The organism is Alteromonas sp. AWQ4_252 (assembly GCF_056158205.1).
This window is the reverse complement of record NZ_JBSWSV010000001.1, coordinates 1436041-1453697: the sequence shown is the minus strand read 5'-3', so window position 1 is coordinate 1453697 and position 17657 is coordinate 1436041. Positions and strand designations below refer to the sequence as shown.

Annotated in this window: 14 protein-coding genes and 1 tRNA gene; 9 read left to right on the top strand and 6 right to left on the bottom strand. The window is 44.4% G+C overall.

What is annotated here, in order from left to right; translation table 11 throughout:
- Positions 1 to 2: 2 nt before the first annotated feature.
- Both ACXACM_RS06310 and ACXACM_RS06305 read right to left on the bottom strand, forming a co-directional pair.
- Positions 3 to 1298 carry an amidohydrolase gene (locus ACXACM_RS06310; protein WP_474820539.1) on the bottom strand — a complete coding sequence of 432 codons (1296 nt, stop codon included), beginning with the start codon at positions 1296 to 1298 and terminating at the stop codon, positions 3 to 5.
- A gap of 130 nt (positions 1299 to 1428) precedes the next feature.
- On the bottom strand, positions 1429 to 4596 hold the full coding sequence (locus tag ACXACM_RS06305) for a TonB-dependent receptor (RefSeq protein ID WP_474820537.1): 3168 nt from the start codon (positions 4594 to 4596) through the stop codon (positions 1429 to 1431).
- Positions 4597 to 5490: 894 nt separating this feature from the next.
- Here ACXACM_RS06305 and ACXACM_RS06300 point away from each other — a divergent pair.
- From ACXACM_RS06300 to ACXACM_RS06280, 5 genes are all read left to right on the top strand, one after another.
- Positions 5491 to 6258: a PhnD/SsuA/transferrin family substrate-binding protein gene (locus tag ACXACM_RS06300; RefSeq protein WP_474820536.1), complete on the top strand. Its 768-nt coding sequence runs from the start codon at positions 5491 to 5493 to the stop codon at positions 6256 to 6258.
- Positions 6242 to 7204, top strand: coding sequence for a hypothetical protein (locus ACXACM_RS06295; protein WP_474820534.1), 963 nt, complete (start codon positions 6242 to 6244; stop codon positions 7202 to 7204). The genes ACXACM_RS06300 and ACXACM_RS06295 overlap by 17 nt, the downstream gene beginning before the upstream one ends.
- 181 nt (positions 7205 to 7385) lie before the next feature.
- On the top strand, positions 7386 to 8009 hold the full coding sequence (gene udk / locus ACXACM_RS06290) for a uridine kinase (RefSeq protein ID WP_474820533.1): 624 nt from the start codon (positions 7386 to 7388) through the stop codon (positions 8007 to 8009).
- Between the two features lie 19 nt (positions 8010 to 8028).
- Complete coding sequence (locus tag ACXACM_RS06285; protein WP_474820532.1) at positions 8029 to 9240, top strand: NupC/NupG family nucleoside CNT transporter; 1212 nt, start codon at positions 8029 to 8031, stop codon at positions 9238 to 9240.
- A 184-nt stretch (positions 9241 to 9424) separates the two neighbouring features.
- Entirely contained in the window at positions 9425 to 10264 is an 840-nt protein-coding gene (locus tag ACXACM_RS06280) for an isopenicillin N synthase family dioxygenase (RefSeq protein WP_474820530.1), read from the top strand.
- Between the two features lie 66 nt (positions 10265 to 10330).
- Here ACXACM_RS06280 and ACXACM_RS06275 read toward each other — a convergent pair whose 3' ends face one another.
- On the bottom strand, positions 10331 to 11500 hold the full coding sequence (locus ACXACM_RS06275; protein ID WP_474820529.1) for a tetratricopeptide repeat protein: 1170 nt from the start codon (positions 11498 to 11500) through the stop codon (positions 10331 to 10333).
- A 186-nt stretch (positions 11501 to 11686) separates the two neighbouring features.
- Here ACXACM_RS06275 and ACXACM_RS06270 point away from each other — a divergent pair, with 186 nt between their 5' ends.
- Complete coding sequence (locus tag ACXACM_RS06270; protein WP_474820528.1) at positions 11687 to 12454, top strand: ParA family protein; 768 nt, start codon at positions 11687 to 11689, stop codon at positions 12452 to 12454.
- Positions 12455 to 12465: 11 nt separating this feature from the next.
- Here the strand turns inward: ACXACM_RS06270 and ACXACM_RS06265 are convergent, their stop codons facing one another.
- Positions 12466 to 13095, bottom strand: a complete 630-nt coding sequence (locus tag ACXACM_RS06265) for a LysE family translocator (protein ID WP_474820526.1) — start codon at positions 13093 to 13095, stop codon at positions 12466 to 12468.
- A 198-nt stretch (positions 13096 to 13293) separates the two neighbouring features.
- Between ACXACM_RS06265 and ACXACM_RS06260 the strand changes: the two genes are divergently transcribed.
- The 3 genes from ACXACM_RS06260 to ACXACM_RS06250 all read left to right on the top strand — a co-directional run bounded on the left by ACXACM_RS06260 (position 13294) and on the right by ACXACM_RS06250 (position 15105).
- Positions 13294 to 13728: an MAPEG family protein gene (locus tag ACXACM_RS06260; RefSeq protein WP_474820524.1), complete on the top strand. Its 435-nt coding sequence runs from the start codon at positions 13294 to 13296 to the stop codon at positions 13726 to 13728.
- A 73-nt stretch (positions 13729 to 13801) separates the two neighbouring features.
- The gene (locus ACXACM_RS06255) at positions 13802 to 14755 is read left to right on the top strand and encodes a diguanylate cyclase (protein ID WP_474820523.1); all 954 of its coding nucleotides are present in this window, start codon (positions 13802 to 13804) and stop codon (positions 14753 to 14755) included.
- An 8-nt stretch (positions 14756 to 14763) separates the two neighbouring features.
- Positions 14764 to 15105, top strand: coding sequence for an Hpt domain-containing protein (locus ACXACM_RS06250; RefSeq protein WP_474820521.1), 342 nt, complete (start codon positions 14764 to 14766; stop codon positions 15103 to 15105).
- Between the two features lie 50 nt (positions 15106 to 15155).
- Here ACXACM_RS06250 and ACXACM_RS06245 read toward each other — a convergent pair whose 3' ends face one another.
- Together ACXACM_RS06245 and ACXACM_RS06240 are read right to left on the bottom strand one after the other, a co-directional pair.
- Complete coding sequence (locus tag ACXACM_RS06245; protein ID WP_474820520.1) at positions 15156 to 17168, bottom strand: EAL domain-containing protein; 2013 nt, start codon at positions 17166 to 17168, stop codon at positions 15156 to 15158.
- Positions 17169 to 17561: 393 nt separating this feature from the next.
- A tRNA-Leu gene (locus ACXACM_RS06240) sits at positions 17562 to 17648 on the bottom strand.
- Positions 17649 to 17657 lie beyond the last annotated feature (9 nt).

The window sequence follows — 17657 nt, the reverse complement described above, 5'->3', positions numbered from 1 at the left end:
GGTTAGTCTGCTTGGTTCATGTAATCTAACGTCAGATTTGTCAATAATTTCACACCAAGCTTCATGCCTGCATCGTCTACGTAAAACTCAGGAGTGTGGTGAGCTGGTGACGCTTCTTCCGGTACATCCAGCGGTTTCCCTCCGACCCACAAAAAGAGTCCGGGGACCTTTTCCTGATAAAATGAAAAATCTTCTGCTCCCGTCACGGCTTTTGCTAATATTGCTTTATCCTGACCAGCAGTACGCTGCAGGGTCGGGAGCATTGACGCGGTAAGCTCAGGGTCATTATAGGTAATTGGGTAGCTATAATCGAGTGGTAATGTTAGTTCTGCCGTTGCTCCCATACTATCCGCAATACCTTTTACTTTTCGCTCCATGGCTTCATAGACATGTTCGCGAGCTTTTTTGTCCAGAGTGCGAATTGTACCAACCAATTCCACCTCACGGGGGATGATGTTTGAACGATTTCCGCCATGAATAGAACCCACAGATACTACAGCCGCGTCATCAATAAGTTTTATCTCACGGCTCACAATGGTTTGCAGCGACATGACCATTTGCGCAGCTGTTACCACGGGATCAACACTCTTCCATGGATAAGCGCCATGGGCTTGTTTACCTTTTATAACAATCTTAAACGGGTCAACTGCGGCCATAGCCCCGCCGGGTTTGTAGCTAACTTTGTTAACATCCAAATTCGCACTAATATGCAAACCAAAGATGACGTCGACATCCGGCCCGTTTAGCACGCCCTCTTTAACCATAACCTCAGCCCCACCAACTTCTCCAGGAGGCGCGCCTTCCTCAGCCGGTTGGAAAATAAATTTCACCTTGCCTTTTAATTCGCTTTTCATGTCCGACAGAATTTTTGCAGCCCCCATCAGCATTGCCATGTGAGTGTCATGACCACATGCATGCATTACCGGGACGGTTTTGCCGTTGTACTCTCCAGTTACCTGAGAGCGCCAGGGCAGGTCATTTTCCTCAGGTACTGGCAAGCCATCCATATCTGCCCGTAAAGCCACAACCGGCCCCGGATTTCCACTATCAAGGACAGCAACCACACCCGTTTTAGCCACACCGGTTTCCACCTCAAGGCCTAATGAGCGCAAATACTTCTCGACGTATTTTGCGGTTTCAAACTCTCGATTAGATAATTCAGGATGTTGATGCAGATGATGACGCCATTTTATGACATCAGCCTCGATATTATCTGCCATGGTATCAACGTTGGATGCCGCAAGAGTACATGAAGAAAACGCGAGTGCAAGGGATGCACTCAGTAGTTGCTTACGCATAGTTTTATCCTTATTTGGTGTGTGTCTTGTTGTTGTTTTCTACACACTATCCCAATCTGTACATTTTTTACAGCCGAAAAAAAACCGCCGTACAAGACGGCGGTTTTAATTTCAAGCAAATTCAGCTTGATTAGAAGTCGTACTTCACACCAACACGGATTTGCCACAACGACTGCTCGTTGAAGTAACCATTTTGGTTAGTATTACCTTCATAGAACTCATTGTAAGTGTAGGTACCATCGTCGTTTAACGATGCATCTAACACAGGCGCAGACACAAACGGACCAATGCGACGTACGCCCCAGTCATCATTTAAGAAGTTACCCACGTTCTTAAGAATGAAGTAAGCACTTGCTCTGTGACCTTCCATGAAGCCTGGCAATTCCTGATCAAGACGGAAATCTACGCGGCTATACCACTCAGCATTTTGGGAGTTACGGCCGTTGATTTCACCGCGAGTTAACCCTTCACGGTCGATGAAGTCGTTGAATGCAGCAAGGTCGAAACCTTCAGCGTAGGTTACGATAGCATCGTTTTCTTCTGGGATATAAAGCAACGCATTGTCAGTGTTAAATTGCGCTTCACCAATTGTGATACCGTCAAAGGTGTAAGAGAACGGACGACCTTTCTGGCGCGAACCAAACAGTGAGAAGCTGGTTTTGTAACCATCTACAAACTCAGTGGAGTAACGCAGGTTAAACGTGAAGCGATGCGGCACTTCGTAGTTTGAAGTAGCAACACCAGGGTTCAATGGGTCAGAAGACGCAAAGTTTGTGAAGTTCGAGTAAGCTACAGAACTCGCCATTGGTGTTACGTCTTCAGATTTGTTATAAGCATAACCAAAGCTTGCATCTAAACCGAAGTCGTAGTTTTTCTGAACTGCAAAAGAAATAGTGGTAGATTTACCGTCTTCTTTTGCATTTGTCAGTACCAGGTCACTCTTCAGGAAGTTACGTACAACAGCATCGCCATCATCGTCTGTACCAACCTGGATGTAGTTATAAATAGGACGACCGTCAGCAGTATAAGTTACGTTTTCAGTATCCCAACCTACGTTGATGATTTGTGCGCTGTCCTGCTTGCGATTGTGCAAGATATCAGCCTGGAACACGTAGTCATCTTCTGTTACCCAGGTAAAGCCTAAGTTGAATTTCCACTCGCTAGGGATTTCAAAATCAGGGTGCACGGCATTGGTAGACGGCTCATTACCCAGTGACGGGTTCGCGTCAGTTACTTCGTCATACATTTCCTGAACCGGGTCGTAAATTAAACGGCCACCGTTTGCGATAGGCACATTCACGCCATTTTCGTCGAACAGGTAGAAGTCACGACGATAGGTATCAATGTTAGTAATACCATCGTTAGAGAACGAGTTTGACAACCAAACGTTCGGGTTACCACCTGAATACAGACCTACGCCACCACGAAGCTCCATGCTGTCGTTGATAATGTAGTTAAAGCCCACACGTGGTTGCAACAAGTCAATGCCGTCGAAAGTTGAGGTGTTGGCATAACCATAACGGTCTTCAAATACTTCGTTCAGTTTAGGCTTATCATCGCTAACGTACTTGTCGTAGCGCAAACCGAACAATAAGGTTAAGTCGTCAATGACCCATTCGTCCTGAACATACAGGGTATGTGTGTCGTAGCTAAAGCGCTGTGCCGCATCTTGTGGGTTGTGAGTACCTGCAGAGTTGTTGTAGTAGATATCGTCGGCCAAGCCGTTTTCAAAATCATCAATAGTGTTGAAACGGTATTCACCAATAGTATGCTGCATAAACAGGTTGTAGGCTTCTAGCGTTTCCCACTCATAACCAAAAGTAATAGTGTGGTCGTCTAAGTAATATGTACCTGCGAATTTCGCTGTGGTGCTGTTCCAGTCCATTTCATTAGACTGACGTGAATCATCAGGACCGATATAAACATCAGCGCCATTCACGTTATCAATACGAATTTCACCAAAACCGCTGTCAGCATCCAGAGAATTCTGGCGGTTTGTCAGGCTGATGTGGCCTAAACGCACTTCGGTAGAGAAACTGCTCGACCAGTCAGAGTAAAGTGACGCTACAGTTGAGTTAAGTTTTGCACCCACTTCGTAGAAGTGACTGTCTAAAGATAACGCAGTAGAGTAATCGTCAGACTGGTCAATACGGAAGCCATCGTTGTAGTTATAAACCAAAGAGGCACGGTGGTCGCTATTGATGTTCCAGTCGAGTTTAACCAGCACTTTTTCGTCTTCTACCGGCATTGAACCAGGCATTTCACCGATGTCATAATTATAAACATCACTGGCAATTTGTCTGATGCGGTCAAGATCAGCTTGGGAAACCTGATTACCCATAGGGCCATAAGAGAAGATTTGTGCGCCTTCCAGTTTCTCGTATGCACCAAAGAAGAAAAGCTCATCTTTAATCAGCGGGAAACCAACGTTAACACCATAACGCTTTTCAGTGAAATCACCGGTATCAACGTCGGTGTCTTCAATTTTATCACCCATCAATGAATCGCTGGTGTAATCGAAGAAAACGCCGCCGTGCACTTCATTAGTACCAGATTTAGTTACCGCATTGATGTTACACGCTGTAAAGCCACCGTACTGTACATCAAACGGAGCAAGTTCTACTGCTACCTGATCGATAGCATCAAAAGAAAATGGCATTCTAACTGTAGGGTAGCCATTTTGATTAAGACCAAAACTGTCGTTCATGCGCACACCGTCAACGGTCAATGCACTGAAACGCGGGTTACCACCACCACAGATTATGGCTTCTTCGCCGTCACTCTCAGAAATACTGATACGCGGGTCAACACGAACAATGTCTTTTAAATCACGGTTCGCAGCAGGGGCTGATTGTAAATCTTCAAGGTTGAAAGTCGCCGCTGGGCTTTTCTGGCCGAAGACATCTGCTCCAATTTGAGAAGCAGTTACCTGAATACGCTCAATGCTGGATTCATCAGACAGTGCCAGGTTTAATACCAAAGGCTCACCTAACTGAAGGTAAACATCGCTTACGGTTTTATCGTCGAATTTATCAGAATCAAACGCCACCGTGTAAGGACCACCTACACGCAAACCTTGCAGGCTGAACTGACCGCTGTTTCCAACTGTGACAACTTTTACGGCCCCGGTAGGTACGTGAGTAATTGTTACAGTAGTGCCAGCAGCTGGAGACCCTTGGGGGCCAACAATGCTACCTTTAATTGCAGAAGACGTTTCCTGAGCCATTGCAGCTGTAGATAAACCTACAGACACTGCTACGGCTAACGCTACGCGACTTAGCTTAGACTTGTTAAACATGTGTGTTTCCCTATCGTTTTAAAAATTTATCTGAACGCCAGCGAATTATTGTTGTCTGACATTTCGAGATAAGATCTTGGCATCATTGTGCTTGTTACAGGTGTCACTCTTATGACAATACTGACACTACTACTGAGTTCAGTTTACGCTTTTTGTCATTTCAGACAAGTAAAGCCCCTGTACTAGCAACACTACAATTAATTTCTTAGCTCCCATCCTGGCAAAAAGAACAAGCTACCCATGTCGGTAGCCTGTTTAATTCTGTCACCAGTCGTACTTAACCTTGTATTTCCAGCTCGTGCTCCTACCTATAATAATGGTGTTGGTAAGTTCGCACAGGTTGTGATTCTGACCGAGGAAAAGCCGTGCACTTTGGAGAAGTGGCTTTTCCTCTGGTCACAATCAGCAAACGAACAACACGCCAGTATTTCTGTGTCATCCGATTTTTAGCTGAGAGCGGCTGCAATTCTTCGTGAGTTTTATGTCAGCTTTATGACAGTTTCATCTCCCAAACATAATATAACACGCTGAGAAAGCTGATTTTTTTATTGTAATCCGGAGCAAATGGTCCAGAAGTATTTTACATAAAACGCTTACGATTGCTTCGCGCTGCCAGCAAATCTATTCAACTCTGTATTCTTTCAGATAACCATCGTTTATTCGAATTCAAACTCCTTAATTAAAAGACTTTAAAAATCATATAGATAACACTTTAAAATAAACTTACCTATTGCATTAAATAAAGTTAGCTGTTGAAATTCATCTATTAAATAACCCTGCGAATCACGATTCATCTTGGTATATCTTAAGATTTTCAAACAATATCGCTTACTGATAGCCACAATAATGGCTGTTTGTTGTGTGCTCGCAGGTTTTTCACAAAATTTTGCTAAAATGTCTGCAGTCCCTCCGCAAACAGGTCAAATTTTAACCTGCCCTACTCCACTTTCTACCAATCGGGAAAATTTCGACATCTATTTAACTGAGCAATCATTTGCAGAACTGGCTTTGACTGCTTTATGTTCAAACGCTGTTATACAGAGACAGTTTGGTAATGTCAGAGTAACCATTGGTGAAAATGATTATGATACATTCCGGTATATCAGCCACGGCGTAAGTGATCTAGCGTTAGTGAAAGCAAATGTAGTCACTGCATTTGGTGCCGACGACATATATGGTTACGAAGAAGTGGCCATGCACCCCGATTACAGCGCTTATTTCATTGCTCTAAAGGAAAAACCGGTACTAACTAAAGAGTACTTACTCGGTAAGCGCATCGGTATCTTAGATTATCCCAGCAGTCGTTCTGGTCATATTGTGCCGAAAACCCGCCTGAAAGCTCTGGGGTTGAATGCTAACAATATTGACCTGCGTTACTATAATTCCCATGCCGAGCTGCGCCGGGCACTTTGGGCGGGAGACGTTGATATTATTTCTTCCTATTGGGATAAGAACGATGGCAACAAGTTATCGAAGAGTTACATTACCGCACTTGAGGACAGTGTTAGCGGTATGCGCTGGTATCTGAAAATGCAAACGCGAAACACGGATTTGCGTTGTGCAGTGCAATCCGCCATTAAGATGATGTCTGCAAATCAATCCAAGAAATATTACCAACAAATCATAGTAGAGGAGCCTTGTGTTGATGCAGTCAATCAGTGAAATGCCATTATCCCAATGGCGCAGATTAGCTTTGGTAACGCTTTGCCTTTTTATATTATTTCAGGCCATAACTGCGATTGGCCAAATGGCTGGGTCATATGTCAATCGTCATCACGCCCTGGATGAAATTGAACGTAGGATCAGCCTCGATTCTGCGTATTTAGATGTGGGAAATCAGACGCTGAACACGCCAGTTAACGACGGTGCTGTTTATCGGTATCTCAACAAGATTAACAGCTACCTGCAGAGTCAGCAGTACCCCATGTTTATTAATAGCCTACAGAACGTTGAGTTTCGCAGCGATACTCATCCGGGCTGGACAACAAAAACAGTTCTCAACCTTGCCACCGCAGAACAGGAAATTCAGGTGGAAGTAGCAATGGCTCCACTATTTAGTGCGCTCCACTTACATCCGCTCCCTATTATCTTTGCTTTTCTCATTGCCCCTGTGACTTATCAGCTTAGGCAAAAAACTAAGCGCAAGCGGGTCCGCAACAAGGATATGCCCCCTCCACCAAAACCAAAACTTATCGTCGACCTGAACTCAAAATCAATTAGCAACGGAATTTCCAACCAGTTTGTACAAATGCAGAACAAGCCTTTCTGTTTTTACGTTGCCCTGGTGCGCTACTGTATTGATAATCCAGAGGCGATGTTACCGCAGAACAAGGATGCACCTCAGGAACTTATTAATATTGCCAACCGGGTTTTCCTGCGACTTATAGAGCTTGGTCACACTAAGCGGAAGCGCCCTGACTTCAACGCCAACCTGGATAAAACTCTCAGTGAAATACGCGCAGCGCTGGACGAGGCGTTTATCGCGCACCCCAGGGAGAAAGAAAAATATTACCCACCAAGAGCACAAGGTGAAGGTTCGCGATCCAAGCTGCATTCCTATGCGCTGCCGCCTCTCACGGAAGATGATTTGACTATTAACGGCAAGTAACAACACAAAAAAATGCCGTAAGCCTTTGTATTGTCGAATCTATTAACTTCATCTAACCCCCTTAAAAATAAACAAAAACCATGCCGAAGTTATAAACCTTTTCCAATAATCGAGAATTAGACATTGATTCACACAGACCAAATGCGTATCTTTGCAGGAGGAAAAACAGCCCTCGAAAGTTATGCAGTCGCCATTAATTATTGCTATCTCCGGAGCATCGGGCTCCGGAAAGTCACTATTTACCGAAAATTTATTAAATGCTTTTAGTGCACAAGGCAGACCTGTACAGATATTACGTGAAGATCACTACTATCGCGCTCAGGATCACTTGCCCATGGAAGCAAGAGAAAAAAACAACTATGACCACCCCAATGCATTTGAGCACGAGTTACTAAAAGCGCATTTGCAAGCGTTGAGAAACGGCGAGCCAATCGACTACCCACACTATTGTTTTAAAACGCATACGCGGCTACCAGATACGGAGCGATTAAATCCTGCGCCTGTTATTATTCTGGAAGGAATAATGTTGCTTGCCAGGCCTGAGTTACTCCCTCATTACGACGTCAAAATCTTCATTGATACACCTTTGGATATCTGTCTTATGCGCAGAATGATGCGCGATGTAAAAGAACGTGGGCGTACTCTGGATTCCATTGCTAAACAGTATGAGTCTACGGTAAAACCAATGTACCACCAGTTCATTGAACCCAGTCGGTTCACTGCAGACGTTGTGGTAACACAAGGTGGTGAAAATCAGATCGCGCTGGATGTCATCAAATCCCACATTCAACAGGCATTACAATAATAATTAGAGGAGCCTCATCATGGTGAGTTTACTGGGCATAGTGCTGCTGCTTGGCATCGCTTATCTTTTGTCTTCCCATCGCAGCCAGATTAACTGGCGTACGGTAGGCGGCGCGTTTGCTATTCAGGCACTTATTGGTGCATTTATTTTGTACTTCGAGCCCGGTATCAAGCTATTGCTGAGCATGACGGAGTTTGTCGGTAATATTATTGGCTACAGCCAGGACGGCATTAACTTTGTGTTTGGCGCTGTAGGCGACAAATCCATAGGATTTATCTTTGCTTTCAATGTATTACCAGTAATTATTTTCTTTTCCTCCCTAATAGCTGTGCTCTACTACCTGGGTATCATGGGTTGGGTGATTAAACTTATTGGTGGTTTTTTACAGAAAGTTCTACGCACGAGTAAGCCTGAAAGTATGTCTGCTGCGGCGAATATCTTCGTCGGACAAACCGAAGCACCACTGGTAGTGAGGCCCTTTATTCCCCATATGACGAGCTCTGAACTCTTTGCTGTGATGGTAGGAGGGCTCGCTTCTATTGCTGGCTCTGTGATGGCCGGTTACGCAGGTATGGGTGTGGAACTCAAATACTTGCTAGCAGCCAGTTTTATGGCAGCTCCTGGCGGTCTACTTATGGCAAAAATCATCCTCCCGGAAACAGAGAAAGCCAAAGACGGTTTGGAGGAAATAGAAGCGTCAGAAACCAGCTACGCCAACGTATTTGATGCCGCAGCCAGCGGCGCAGCATCAGGGTTACAACTGGCGTTAAACGTAGGTGCAATGCTACTTGCGTTCGTGGCTCTTATTGCGATGCTGAACGGACTGATCGGTTGGACTGCGGCATTATTCGGATTTGAAGGTGTTACTTTCCAGGGTATTTTAGGCTATGTATTGCAACCTCTCGCATGGGCTATTGGTGTGCCTTGGGATGAAGCCCAACTGGCGGGTAGTTTTATCGGACAGAAGTTTGTTGTCAACGAATTCGTCGCATATCTGGATTTTTTAAAGCATCAGAGCGAGCTCTCTGAAGTATCGCAAGCGGTTATTACCTTTGCTTTATGTGGCTTTGCCAATTTCTCCTCCATTGCTATTCTCATGGGTGGAATAGGTGCTATGGCGCCTACCCGCAGAAAAGAAATTGCCCGCTTGGGGTTAAAAGCCGTCTTTGCCGCGACCTTATCAAATTTGATGAGCGCATCGCTGGCTGGATTCTATCTATCCATGGCGTAAACAAATATTCGCAAGGAAGTGAGCGAAGCTCGCTTTTTTGTGCTCACAAACCAGACTAAATGGTCAGCTTTGTAAACATTTTTGACCACAATACTAACGGTAATTCGGACATTCGACGTCTCAAACCTTTTACCGGCTACACAGATTTTCTATAATCTGTACATCGATTGAACAGGATAATGTTATGCAACTAAAAGCTGTAGATTACCAATCTCCCACTGCCCAAGAAGAATTTGTCGCTTCATTGCGGGAAACTGGCTTTGGCGTACTTAAAAACCACCCTATTGCCCAAGACAAGGTAACAGCGATTTACGATGCGTGGCAGTCGTTTTTTGATAGCAGCGATAAAGACGATTATCACTACAACAAGGGTACTCAGGACGGCTTTTTCCCTCAAAGTGTCTCAGAAGTTGCCAAGGGTTTTACCAAGAAAGATATAAAAGAGTATTTTCATTTTTACCCGTGGGGTCAATGTCCTGAGAACCTGAGGTCACAGCTACAGGATTATTACGACCGAGCAAATACTCTTGCCAGGGAATTACTCGGTTGGATTGAAGATCACTCTCCAGCCCAGGTCAGCCAGCATTACAGCCAGCCTTTGTCTGACATGATCAAAGACAGTGATCAAACATTACTGCGCGTACTGCATTATCCGCCGCTTCAGGGAAATGAAGAAGTCGACGCAATACGGGCAGCCGCGCATGAAGATATTAATCTTATCACCATACTTCCTGCGGCAAATGAACCCGGTCTACAGGTAAAGGCAAAAGATGGTAGTTGGCTGGATGTACCCTGTGACTTTGGTAATCTTATAGTCAATATTGGCGATATGCTACAAGAAGCATCAGGTCACTATTTTCCATCAACTACACACCGGGTAGTGAACCCCGATGGTACTGATATGACTAAATCGCGAATTTCCTTACCGCTGTTTTTGCACCCCCGGCCAGATGTTGTGCTTTCAGACAAACACACGGCCCACAGCTATCTTCAGGAACGACTCAAAGAGCTTGGTGTCATTTAATCACCTGAGAGCAAACCACAACCATGTGCTGTCATTGTGATGCAGCACATGGTGATGATGTTTTGCCTAGAGTGAGCTTTGAAGCATAGAGACTTTGTTTAGATAACGATACTCATCCTGAGCATCTACAGCGTGTTTAGCCGCTAATTCCATGAACTTCTTCGCCCTGGCAATATCTCCAAGCTCTAAATGCGCTTTCCCGAGACCAAAGAGAATTTCATGCCGGGTTCTGTCCAGCCGCCTTGCACGGTTAAAGTGAGCAACGGCCTGTTCTGGTTTACCGATATCAAGAGCCTCTTCCCCGAGGATATAATGATAAAAAGGGTTCGCCTCTCGCTTGGCAATAACCATACGTCGTATATCTTCAGCGTCTTCACTTTTTCCTTGCAAACGGAAAAGTAAAGCCAGGTTTTCCCAGGCTGTAAAATTATCATCATCTAACGCAATGGCGTTCTCATAACTCGATTGTGCCAAATCAAACTGCTCCATCCGACGATACAATACTCCCAGGTTTACCCAGGTAGAACCAAAGCCATCGTAAAAGGTTGCCGCCTCCTTAAAATAAGCATAAGCCAGCAAATCGTTCCCTGCGAGTAATGCATCTGCCCCCTTATTGTTGTAAAACATGGCAATAACTTTGTTTTTACTTACCGCATGACGGTGGAAGTCATCCCTAATTGCTTGCGGATCAAAATCTACATCAATGTAATCTTCTGACATCTGGTTCTTCTTGCTGTTGTTGCGCAAGGAGATACGTAGATTTATATGACCGTTGAGTAAATTTACCCCGTCCCTTCGTGTCCAGTATTCAGGTATGTCGACTTCATAAAACGTCGCGTCATAGCCAGCGTGTTTGGCCATTGCATAAGTCATGATAGTTAACGACAAACAATTGGCCGCCTGATTTGCAAAGGTTTCTACGGCAACAGAATTAGCATCGGATTTATAGCGCAAACCGTGCTCAGAATGGTCAAAAATTTGTCTAACCAAATTTTTTAAATTCTTATTCTCTGTTTGTGTCTTTAACTGGGTACTATCGACAAAAGCTCGAGCATCTCTGTCAAGTTCGAAAATTTCATCAGGCCCTTCAATTGTTACTTTTTTGTGTCCAGCGAAAACCTCATCATTCAATAGTGTTTTAGTGTCAATTACTGAATAATTCGTAGATTGGCACCCCATTAGTGTTAAAACAGGCAATATAACGAGTAATTTATAGTTAAAATTACGTCCCAGCATCGGCGTGTCCTCCAAACTTGGTACGTATTAGTATTATAGCTCACATCACTAAATTTAACATTTCATTCACATTCGATATTCGGCATTCTGTCGCAAACCAAAACTAACTGAAGCTCCCCTTTACAAACGCATAAAAAGCTGTGCATATTTTAACCCTCCCATATCAAACTCTCATCAAGGACAAACATGAAGCGCGTTGTGTTTAATCAAAAAGGGGGAGTAGGCAAATCAACAATCAGCACGAATCTCGCTGCACAAAGTGCTCGTCAGGGATTGCGCACCTTGTTGGTTGATTTAGATGCTCAGGGGAACAGTACCTATTATTGTGGTGTTGATATCAGCGACAACGCCCTCACTGTCGCTGATATGTTTAAACAGGTTGTTGGCTGGTTTAGTAAACCCGAGCCTGCGACTGCGTTTATACATGAAACCGCCTTCAGTGGACTTTCCGTTCTACCTGCACATCCTTCCTTAACGGAATTGGAGCGGGAACTTGAGACCCGCTATAAGATGTTCAAACTGAAAGAAACGCTGGCCGCGCTGGAAAACGATTACGATCGGGTTTTTATCGATACGCCACCAAACTTTAACTTTTATTCAAAAGCTGCGCTCATTGCAGCGGACAGCTTTATTGTGCCTTTCGATTGCGATGATTTTTCAGTACAGGCAATTGGCAGGTTACTCAATAACGTGCTTGAGTTAAGAGCAGATCATAACCCGGAACTCGCCTTCGAAGGCATTGTGATCAATCAATTTAACCCTCAGGCGAAACTTCCTACTGCACTTATTGATGAATTGAAGAATCAGTCTTTGCCGGTGCTGGAGTCAAAAATAACCAGCACAGTAAAAATAAAAGAGTCACACTCAAAGCGAACGCCCATGCCATATTTGGCGCCCTCACATAAAGTCAGTTTGCAAATTGCGGCGCTGTGGGACGAGCTTGAATCTTCTTGAGAGGGATTTTGCTAAGCTACTGGGTGATTTAGCGTTTCAAATAAAATGACCAACCCGAGAAGAAGAAGAATAGAACCAGCAACCCTCTCCTGCCAGATCGCAAACCGGGGGCGGCGTTCAATGAGAATTTTGATTTTAGCGTAGAGTGCTACGACGAGAAGGTCGCTGCTCAAAGCCACAATAGCGTAAATAAGCCCTAGAGTGAGTAGCTGGGCCTTTACATCGGCAGCCTCCACATCAACAAACTGAGGCAAAAATGCGAGAAAGAAAAGGATAGTTTTGGGATTTGTTAATTCTACCATCAGGCTTTGCCTGAAGATTGTACGCCTGCCTTTCACAACTGCGCCTTTTAGCTGAGGCTTGTGCGCTTTGTATAGCCCGCTTGCACCCAAGTACAGTAAGTAACAAGCCCCGCACAGCTTGATACCAACAAACAATATGGGTGAAACAACTACGACCGTAGCAACGCCCGCAGCCGTGGCTACTGCGTAAATGATACTGCCTAATGCCATACCTGTTGCTGCTGCCAAGCCTCCACGGGAGCCGCTGCCCATGGTACAGGCCAAAATATACAGATTTGATGGGCCTGGAGACAAACTGAGTGCATAAGCGGCCACAATAAATGCCAGAAGCGTGTCCAAAGATACGATGAGGCTCTCTCTCTAAATCAAGTTAACGGTGTATTGATGAGAGCCAATTGTAATCTAATAACCTTTCCAACCAAGCCTATTTTATTTTTTTTTGCTATCACTATAACCATAAACTTACTTTTGGGTTGATCCCATTTATTGTTGACTGAGAAAAAAGACAGACTTAGTTTAAAAAAAGGCGAGAACACCGTGGTAGATACTTATTTTTGGTCCTTGATGGGTTTATGGGCTATATTTTTAACCGTGATAATACAAAGCATCGTTGCTGCCACAGCCCACGCCAAAGCGCCGGGGGCAGTTCCAGGTAAGTTGCAGGAAGATCTTAGTCACGATTCTTTCGTTTTTCGCAGCCACCGCACGTTCCATAATTCGCTGGAAAACCTTCTTGTATTCGTTGGTCCCGCGTTAGTTGCAATATTCGCTGGTGTCCCTCACTTATGTTTAGCAGTGATTGTGTGGGTTTATGCCTTTGCCAGGTTCGTGCACATGGTGCTTTACTATTTCATCGCCACAGAGAAAAACCCGAGCCCCAGGAGCTACTTCTACTTAATTGGATTAGGCGCTAACCTTATACTTTTTGCTGTGTTAGGGTATGAATTATTTACAAGTTATACCATGGGTTAATATACATCTTTTCATCGGAAGTTTAGTGTAGGCATCTGATGGACAATTAATTACTAAATAAAGAGGGGTTCACTTGTATCAACGCCCAGCTCAAAGGTCTATCAGTGACTGCACGGTTCTCATTGTTGATGACCAAACATCAAGCCGTTTGGTAATGGCCACCCTGTTACAGGACATTGCAACATGCGTGCAGGCAAGTAATGCACGAGAAGCGCTGGATTACTGCGCCCATATGCCTCCGGATTTAGTACTGATGGATGTATTTATGCCGGAGATGGACGGTCACGAAGCCTGCACTTTGCTAAGCTTGAACCCTAAAACCCAGCAAATTCCGGTTATTTTTGTAACCGGCTCCATTTCGGATGAAGAACAGGAAAAATGCTGGAACGCTGGCGGCGTGGATTTTGTGCAAAAGCCCGTTAATGCGACGACTTTAATTAACCGGGTTAAGTCCCACCTCGCCCATAAATTGAAAACAGATTTACTCGAGCAGTTGATTTATACCGACAGGCTTACTGGCTGCTTTAACCGCCACTATCTTGAGGAACGACTTCCTGACATCGTCAGAGACGCAAGCAGGGACGAATCCCCGTTATCCGTTGCCATATTTGATATTGATTTTTTCAAGCAGTTTAATGATAAATATGGTCATATTGAAGGCGATACATGCTTGTGGAAACTCGCAAAGGCACTTAAAGAGTCTTTACTGCGCCCCATGGACAGGCTGGTGCGTATAGGCGGCGAAGAGTTTATGATCCTTCTTCCGGATACAAACGAAGCGGGGGCAAAAACGGTCTGCGAACGCATTCTCGTCACCATTGACAGACTGCAATTAAAACACGAAGACTCGGCCTTCGGCATAGTAACAGTGAGTGCCGGAGCCGCAACCTTTTCACCGGAAGGCACCTACAACATTGACCAAGTTGTATTAAAAGCAGATCAATGCCTGTATAAAGCTAAAGAGAATGGCAGGAATACTTACGCATATATTGACGAAGCAGGCAGTATCAAAACACCAGGATCATAATACAAACTATGAGTACAACTGACACGTTAGACAAAGCGTCCGCACTTAAGCGGTTGATGAACAATGAAAGCTTGTATGACAAACTCGTGATCTTGTTTACTTCTCAAATTGACGACGTGAAAACTAAACTAGCAGAGTTTCGAGAGTTGCCTCCTGAAACATTGCGATTTGCACTTCACACATTAAAAGGCTCGGCCGGAGAAATCGGTGCAGAAGCTCTTCACAGTGAACTTGCCAGAGTAGAAAACATCGTGAAAACAACACCAGAGAGCATTTCTGAGAAAGACATTCGCGCTGTTGAACATGAAATTAACCGTCTGATGATTGAGTTAGCAACTCCCGACAGCTAATTCTTGTCGGATGATTTCCACGGGGTTAATTTCACCCGTGAATCTTTTTATCAATTAAGAGTTCTGACTTTCCTATTTATGCTTTGGCAAGTTTGTAGAAGTGCATCAAGCGGCGCCGGTTTTGCAATCAGATACCCCTGGAAATACCTGCATCCCAAGCCAGAGAGTTTGTGCATCTGTTCTTCGGTCTCCACACCTTCCGCCACTACGTCATACTTGCAAATACTGGCTATTGAGATAATGGCATCCACAATAACGGCGCTTTTCTTGTCATCGAGTGTCCACACAAAACTACGGTCTATTTTCAGCTCATTGATTGGCATATTAAGCAGGTGCTGTAGAGACGCATGCCCCGTACCAAAGTCGTCAAGGGACAGCCGAATTCCCAATTGTTTCAAAGCCTGAATGGATTCAAAGCACATGGTGTTCACGTCGACAAAAAACGTCTCCGTGATTTCCAGACACAGATAGCTTGCGTCAACCTGATATTTTTCGATAAGTCGTTTGAGTTCTTCTGCAAAGCGGGTATCCATTAATTCTTTACTGGAAATATTTACCGACAACGTGAAATCGCTTTCAGGGATCGACTTCAATGCCAGGACTGCTTGCTCCATAACCCAAAAGTCAATATCCCTAATCAATCCAACTTTTTCTGCAACTGTTATGTACACTTCAGGCGAAAAGCTTGCCAGCGGCAGATGACTGGTTCTCAACAGAACTTCAGCCCCTGCTATCCGTTTTGAAACAACATCGTACACCGGCATAAAAACGATATTAAATGCCTGCTTTTGCAATGCTATTCGCAATTCTTGTTCAATAAAGCGCGCTTGACGATACTCTTTTTTCAATGCGGGCTCGTAGACTTTATAACTCGCTTCTGCATCGAGAATAGCATCAATAGCAATGGTACTTTGTGATAGAACCTCATCAATAGTCATGCCCGCGGTGCCTCGGGCAATACCCATTTTTACGTCAAGACGCAAGTGCCCGAGTGAAGGAAAGTTTACCCCCCGCTGCGCTGCCGACACTAATGTGGCAAAGAATGCCTCATCGCAATCCTTCATTACCATCAAAAGGTTCTCATCTTGCTTTTTTACTAAAACCGGTCCTGACTTGTCCCCTTGTGAGAAGGGAATGAACGTGGAGTTAATTAAAGCAAGAACCGTTTCTCTGGAAAATTCACGCTGTAAGGCAGCAAAGTTTCTCAATCGAATGTTGACGATGGTCAGGGGCTGTTTGAGGGACGAAGGATAACGCCGTTTGAATCCGTGCAGATTCAACATATCGAACTCTGTATCGTAATCGGCCAGCGCCTGTAGCCTGGATACCTCCTTGCTTTTAATTCTTAGGTAGTGTCCCAACAGAAACAGAAATATTATCGGCCAAGCAATGGAAAGCAACGTGTGAACAAATGTTGGGGCAATGAAATAGCTAACAAATACTAATTCGTGAAGATGTAGCAAGTATCTTCCCGGCGCACTTAACACGTTGCCGGCAAAATTTACCGAAACATGGGAAATTGACGAAAAGTCAGTACCCGCAGCTGAAAACGGCACATCAAACTGTCTAACCCACCATTGATCAGTGGTCACCCGATCTTTAGACAACTGCTGAACAGCACCAGGTGAAAACCTTACTGATTGATAGCGCGTAGTACTCGGATCACGGTCATTGTACTCTACATCCTGACGCAATGAGCGAAGGGTGAGCTTTAGCGGCAGGTTTACATCGATACCGGGATTTTCAGCAGTCGCATAAACACTAATGAAAGCCAGGTTATGCAAGTGTACAAAGCTACCAGCTCCGTCTCTTCCTCTCAAATCGAATTGTAAACCACAAGTACTACCTGCCCTGATGGTGCCTATAGCACAATCCAAGACAATTTCTTTGTCCTCATTAATTTCAAACAAACTCTCTTTTCTGTAGCCGGAAACGTCGACGCCGGAATATGTCGTCAGAACGTTAATTTCACTTTTATTTAGGGAGGAGTGACAAAATAACAATAACGCCAAGGAGCACAGTGCCATCGCAAACAACAATTGTTTGTATATCTTTATAGACAATCTGCTTAGTCCTGAGGCCGGTGGCATGATTTTTTTACATGTCCTGAGTTGTAATTCTTTAACCAGACCAATTGGAATTGGCCACTATCGGCGATTGTATCGATCCTCTCATGCAGTTAAGTATCGAACTTTATAACCAATTATTTATTTCTATTATTTTTTCTAGACTTTTGTCTATGCCATCCCAAACAGCCCGAGGGGTTCAGCCATTTGTGTACAATTCAACTTTTATGGAAGAATTCTTGAAGTATAGGGAACAGGTTTAGAAACACACCTGGAAATATGTAAAATTGGGTAACAGTGGTTACATTCTGTTACAGAATATTTCTTAAAATTATTGGGTTAGCTAAATTTAAAAGAGTTTGTAATTTGAGTAAGATGAGAGTTTTGTGATGGTGCCCAGGGGCGGACTTGAACCGCCACGACCGTTAGGTCACTAGCACCTGAAGCTAGCGTGTCTACCAATTTCACCACCTGGGCTAACAAGAA

Excerpts from the sequence above, each read along its gene's own strand:
- ACXACM_RS06310 (WP_474820539.1), bottom strand. The coding sequence starts at position 1,298 with ATGCGTAAGCAACTACTGAGTGCATCCCTTGCACTCGCGTTTTCTTCA.
- ACXACM_RS06305 (WP_474820537.1), bottom strand. The coding sequence starts at position 4,596 with ATGTTTAACAAGTCTAAGCTAAGTCGCGTAGCGTTAGCCGTAGCAGTG.
- ACXACM_RS06300 (WP_474820536.1), top strand. The coding sequence starts at position 5,491 with ATGTCTGCAGTCCCTCCGCAAACAGGTCAAATTTTAACCTGCCCTACT.
- ACXACM_RS06295 (WP_474820534.1), top strand. The coding sequence starts at position 6,242 with ATGCAGTCAATCAGTGAAATGCCATTATCCCAATGGCGCAGATTAGCT.
- udk (WP_474820533.1), top strand. The coding sequence starts at position 7,386 with ATGCAGTCGCCATTAATTATTGCTATCTCCGGAGCATCGGGCTCCGGA.
- ACXACM_RS06285 (WP_474820532.1), top strand. The coding sequence starts at position 8,029 with ATGGTGAGTTTACTGGGCATAGTGCTGCTGCTTGGCATCGCTTATCTT.
- ACXACM_RS06280 (WP_474820530.1), top strand. The coding sequence starts at position 9,425 with ATGCAACTAAAAGCTGTAGATTACCAATCTCCCACTGCCCAAGAAGAA.
- ACXACM_RS06275 (WP_474820529.1), bottom strand. The coding sequence starts at position 11,500 with ATGCTGGGACGTAATTTTAACTATAAATTACTCGTTATATTGCCTGTT.
- ACXACM_RS06270 (WP_474820528.1), top strand. The coding sequence starts at position 11,687 with ATGAAGCGCGTTGTGTTTAATCAAAAAGGGGGAGTAGGCAAATCAACA.
- ACXACM_RS06250 (WP_474820521.1), top strand. The coding sequence starts at position 14,764 with ATGAGTACAACTGACACGTTAGACAAAGCGTCCGCACTTAAGCGGTTG.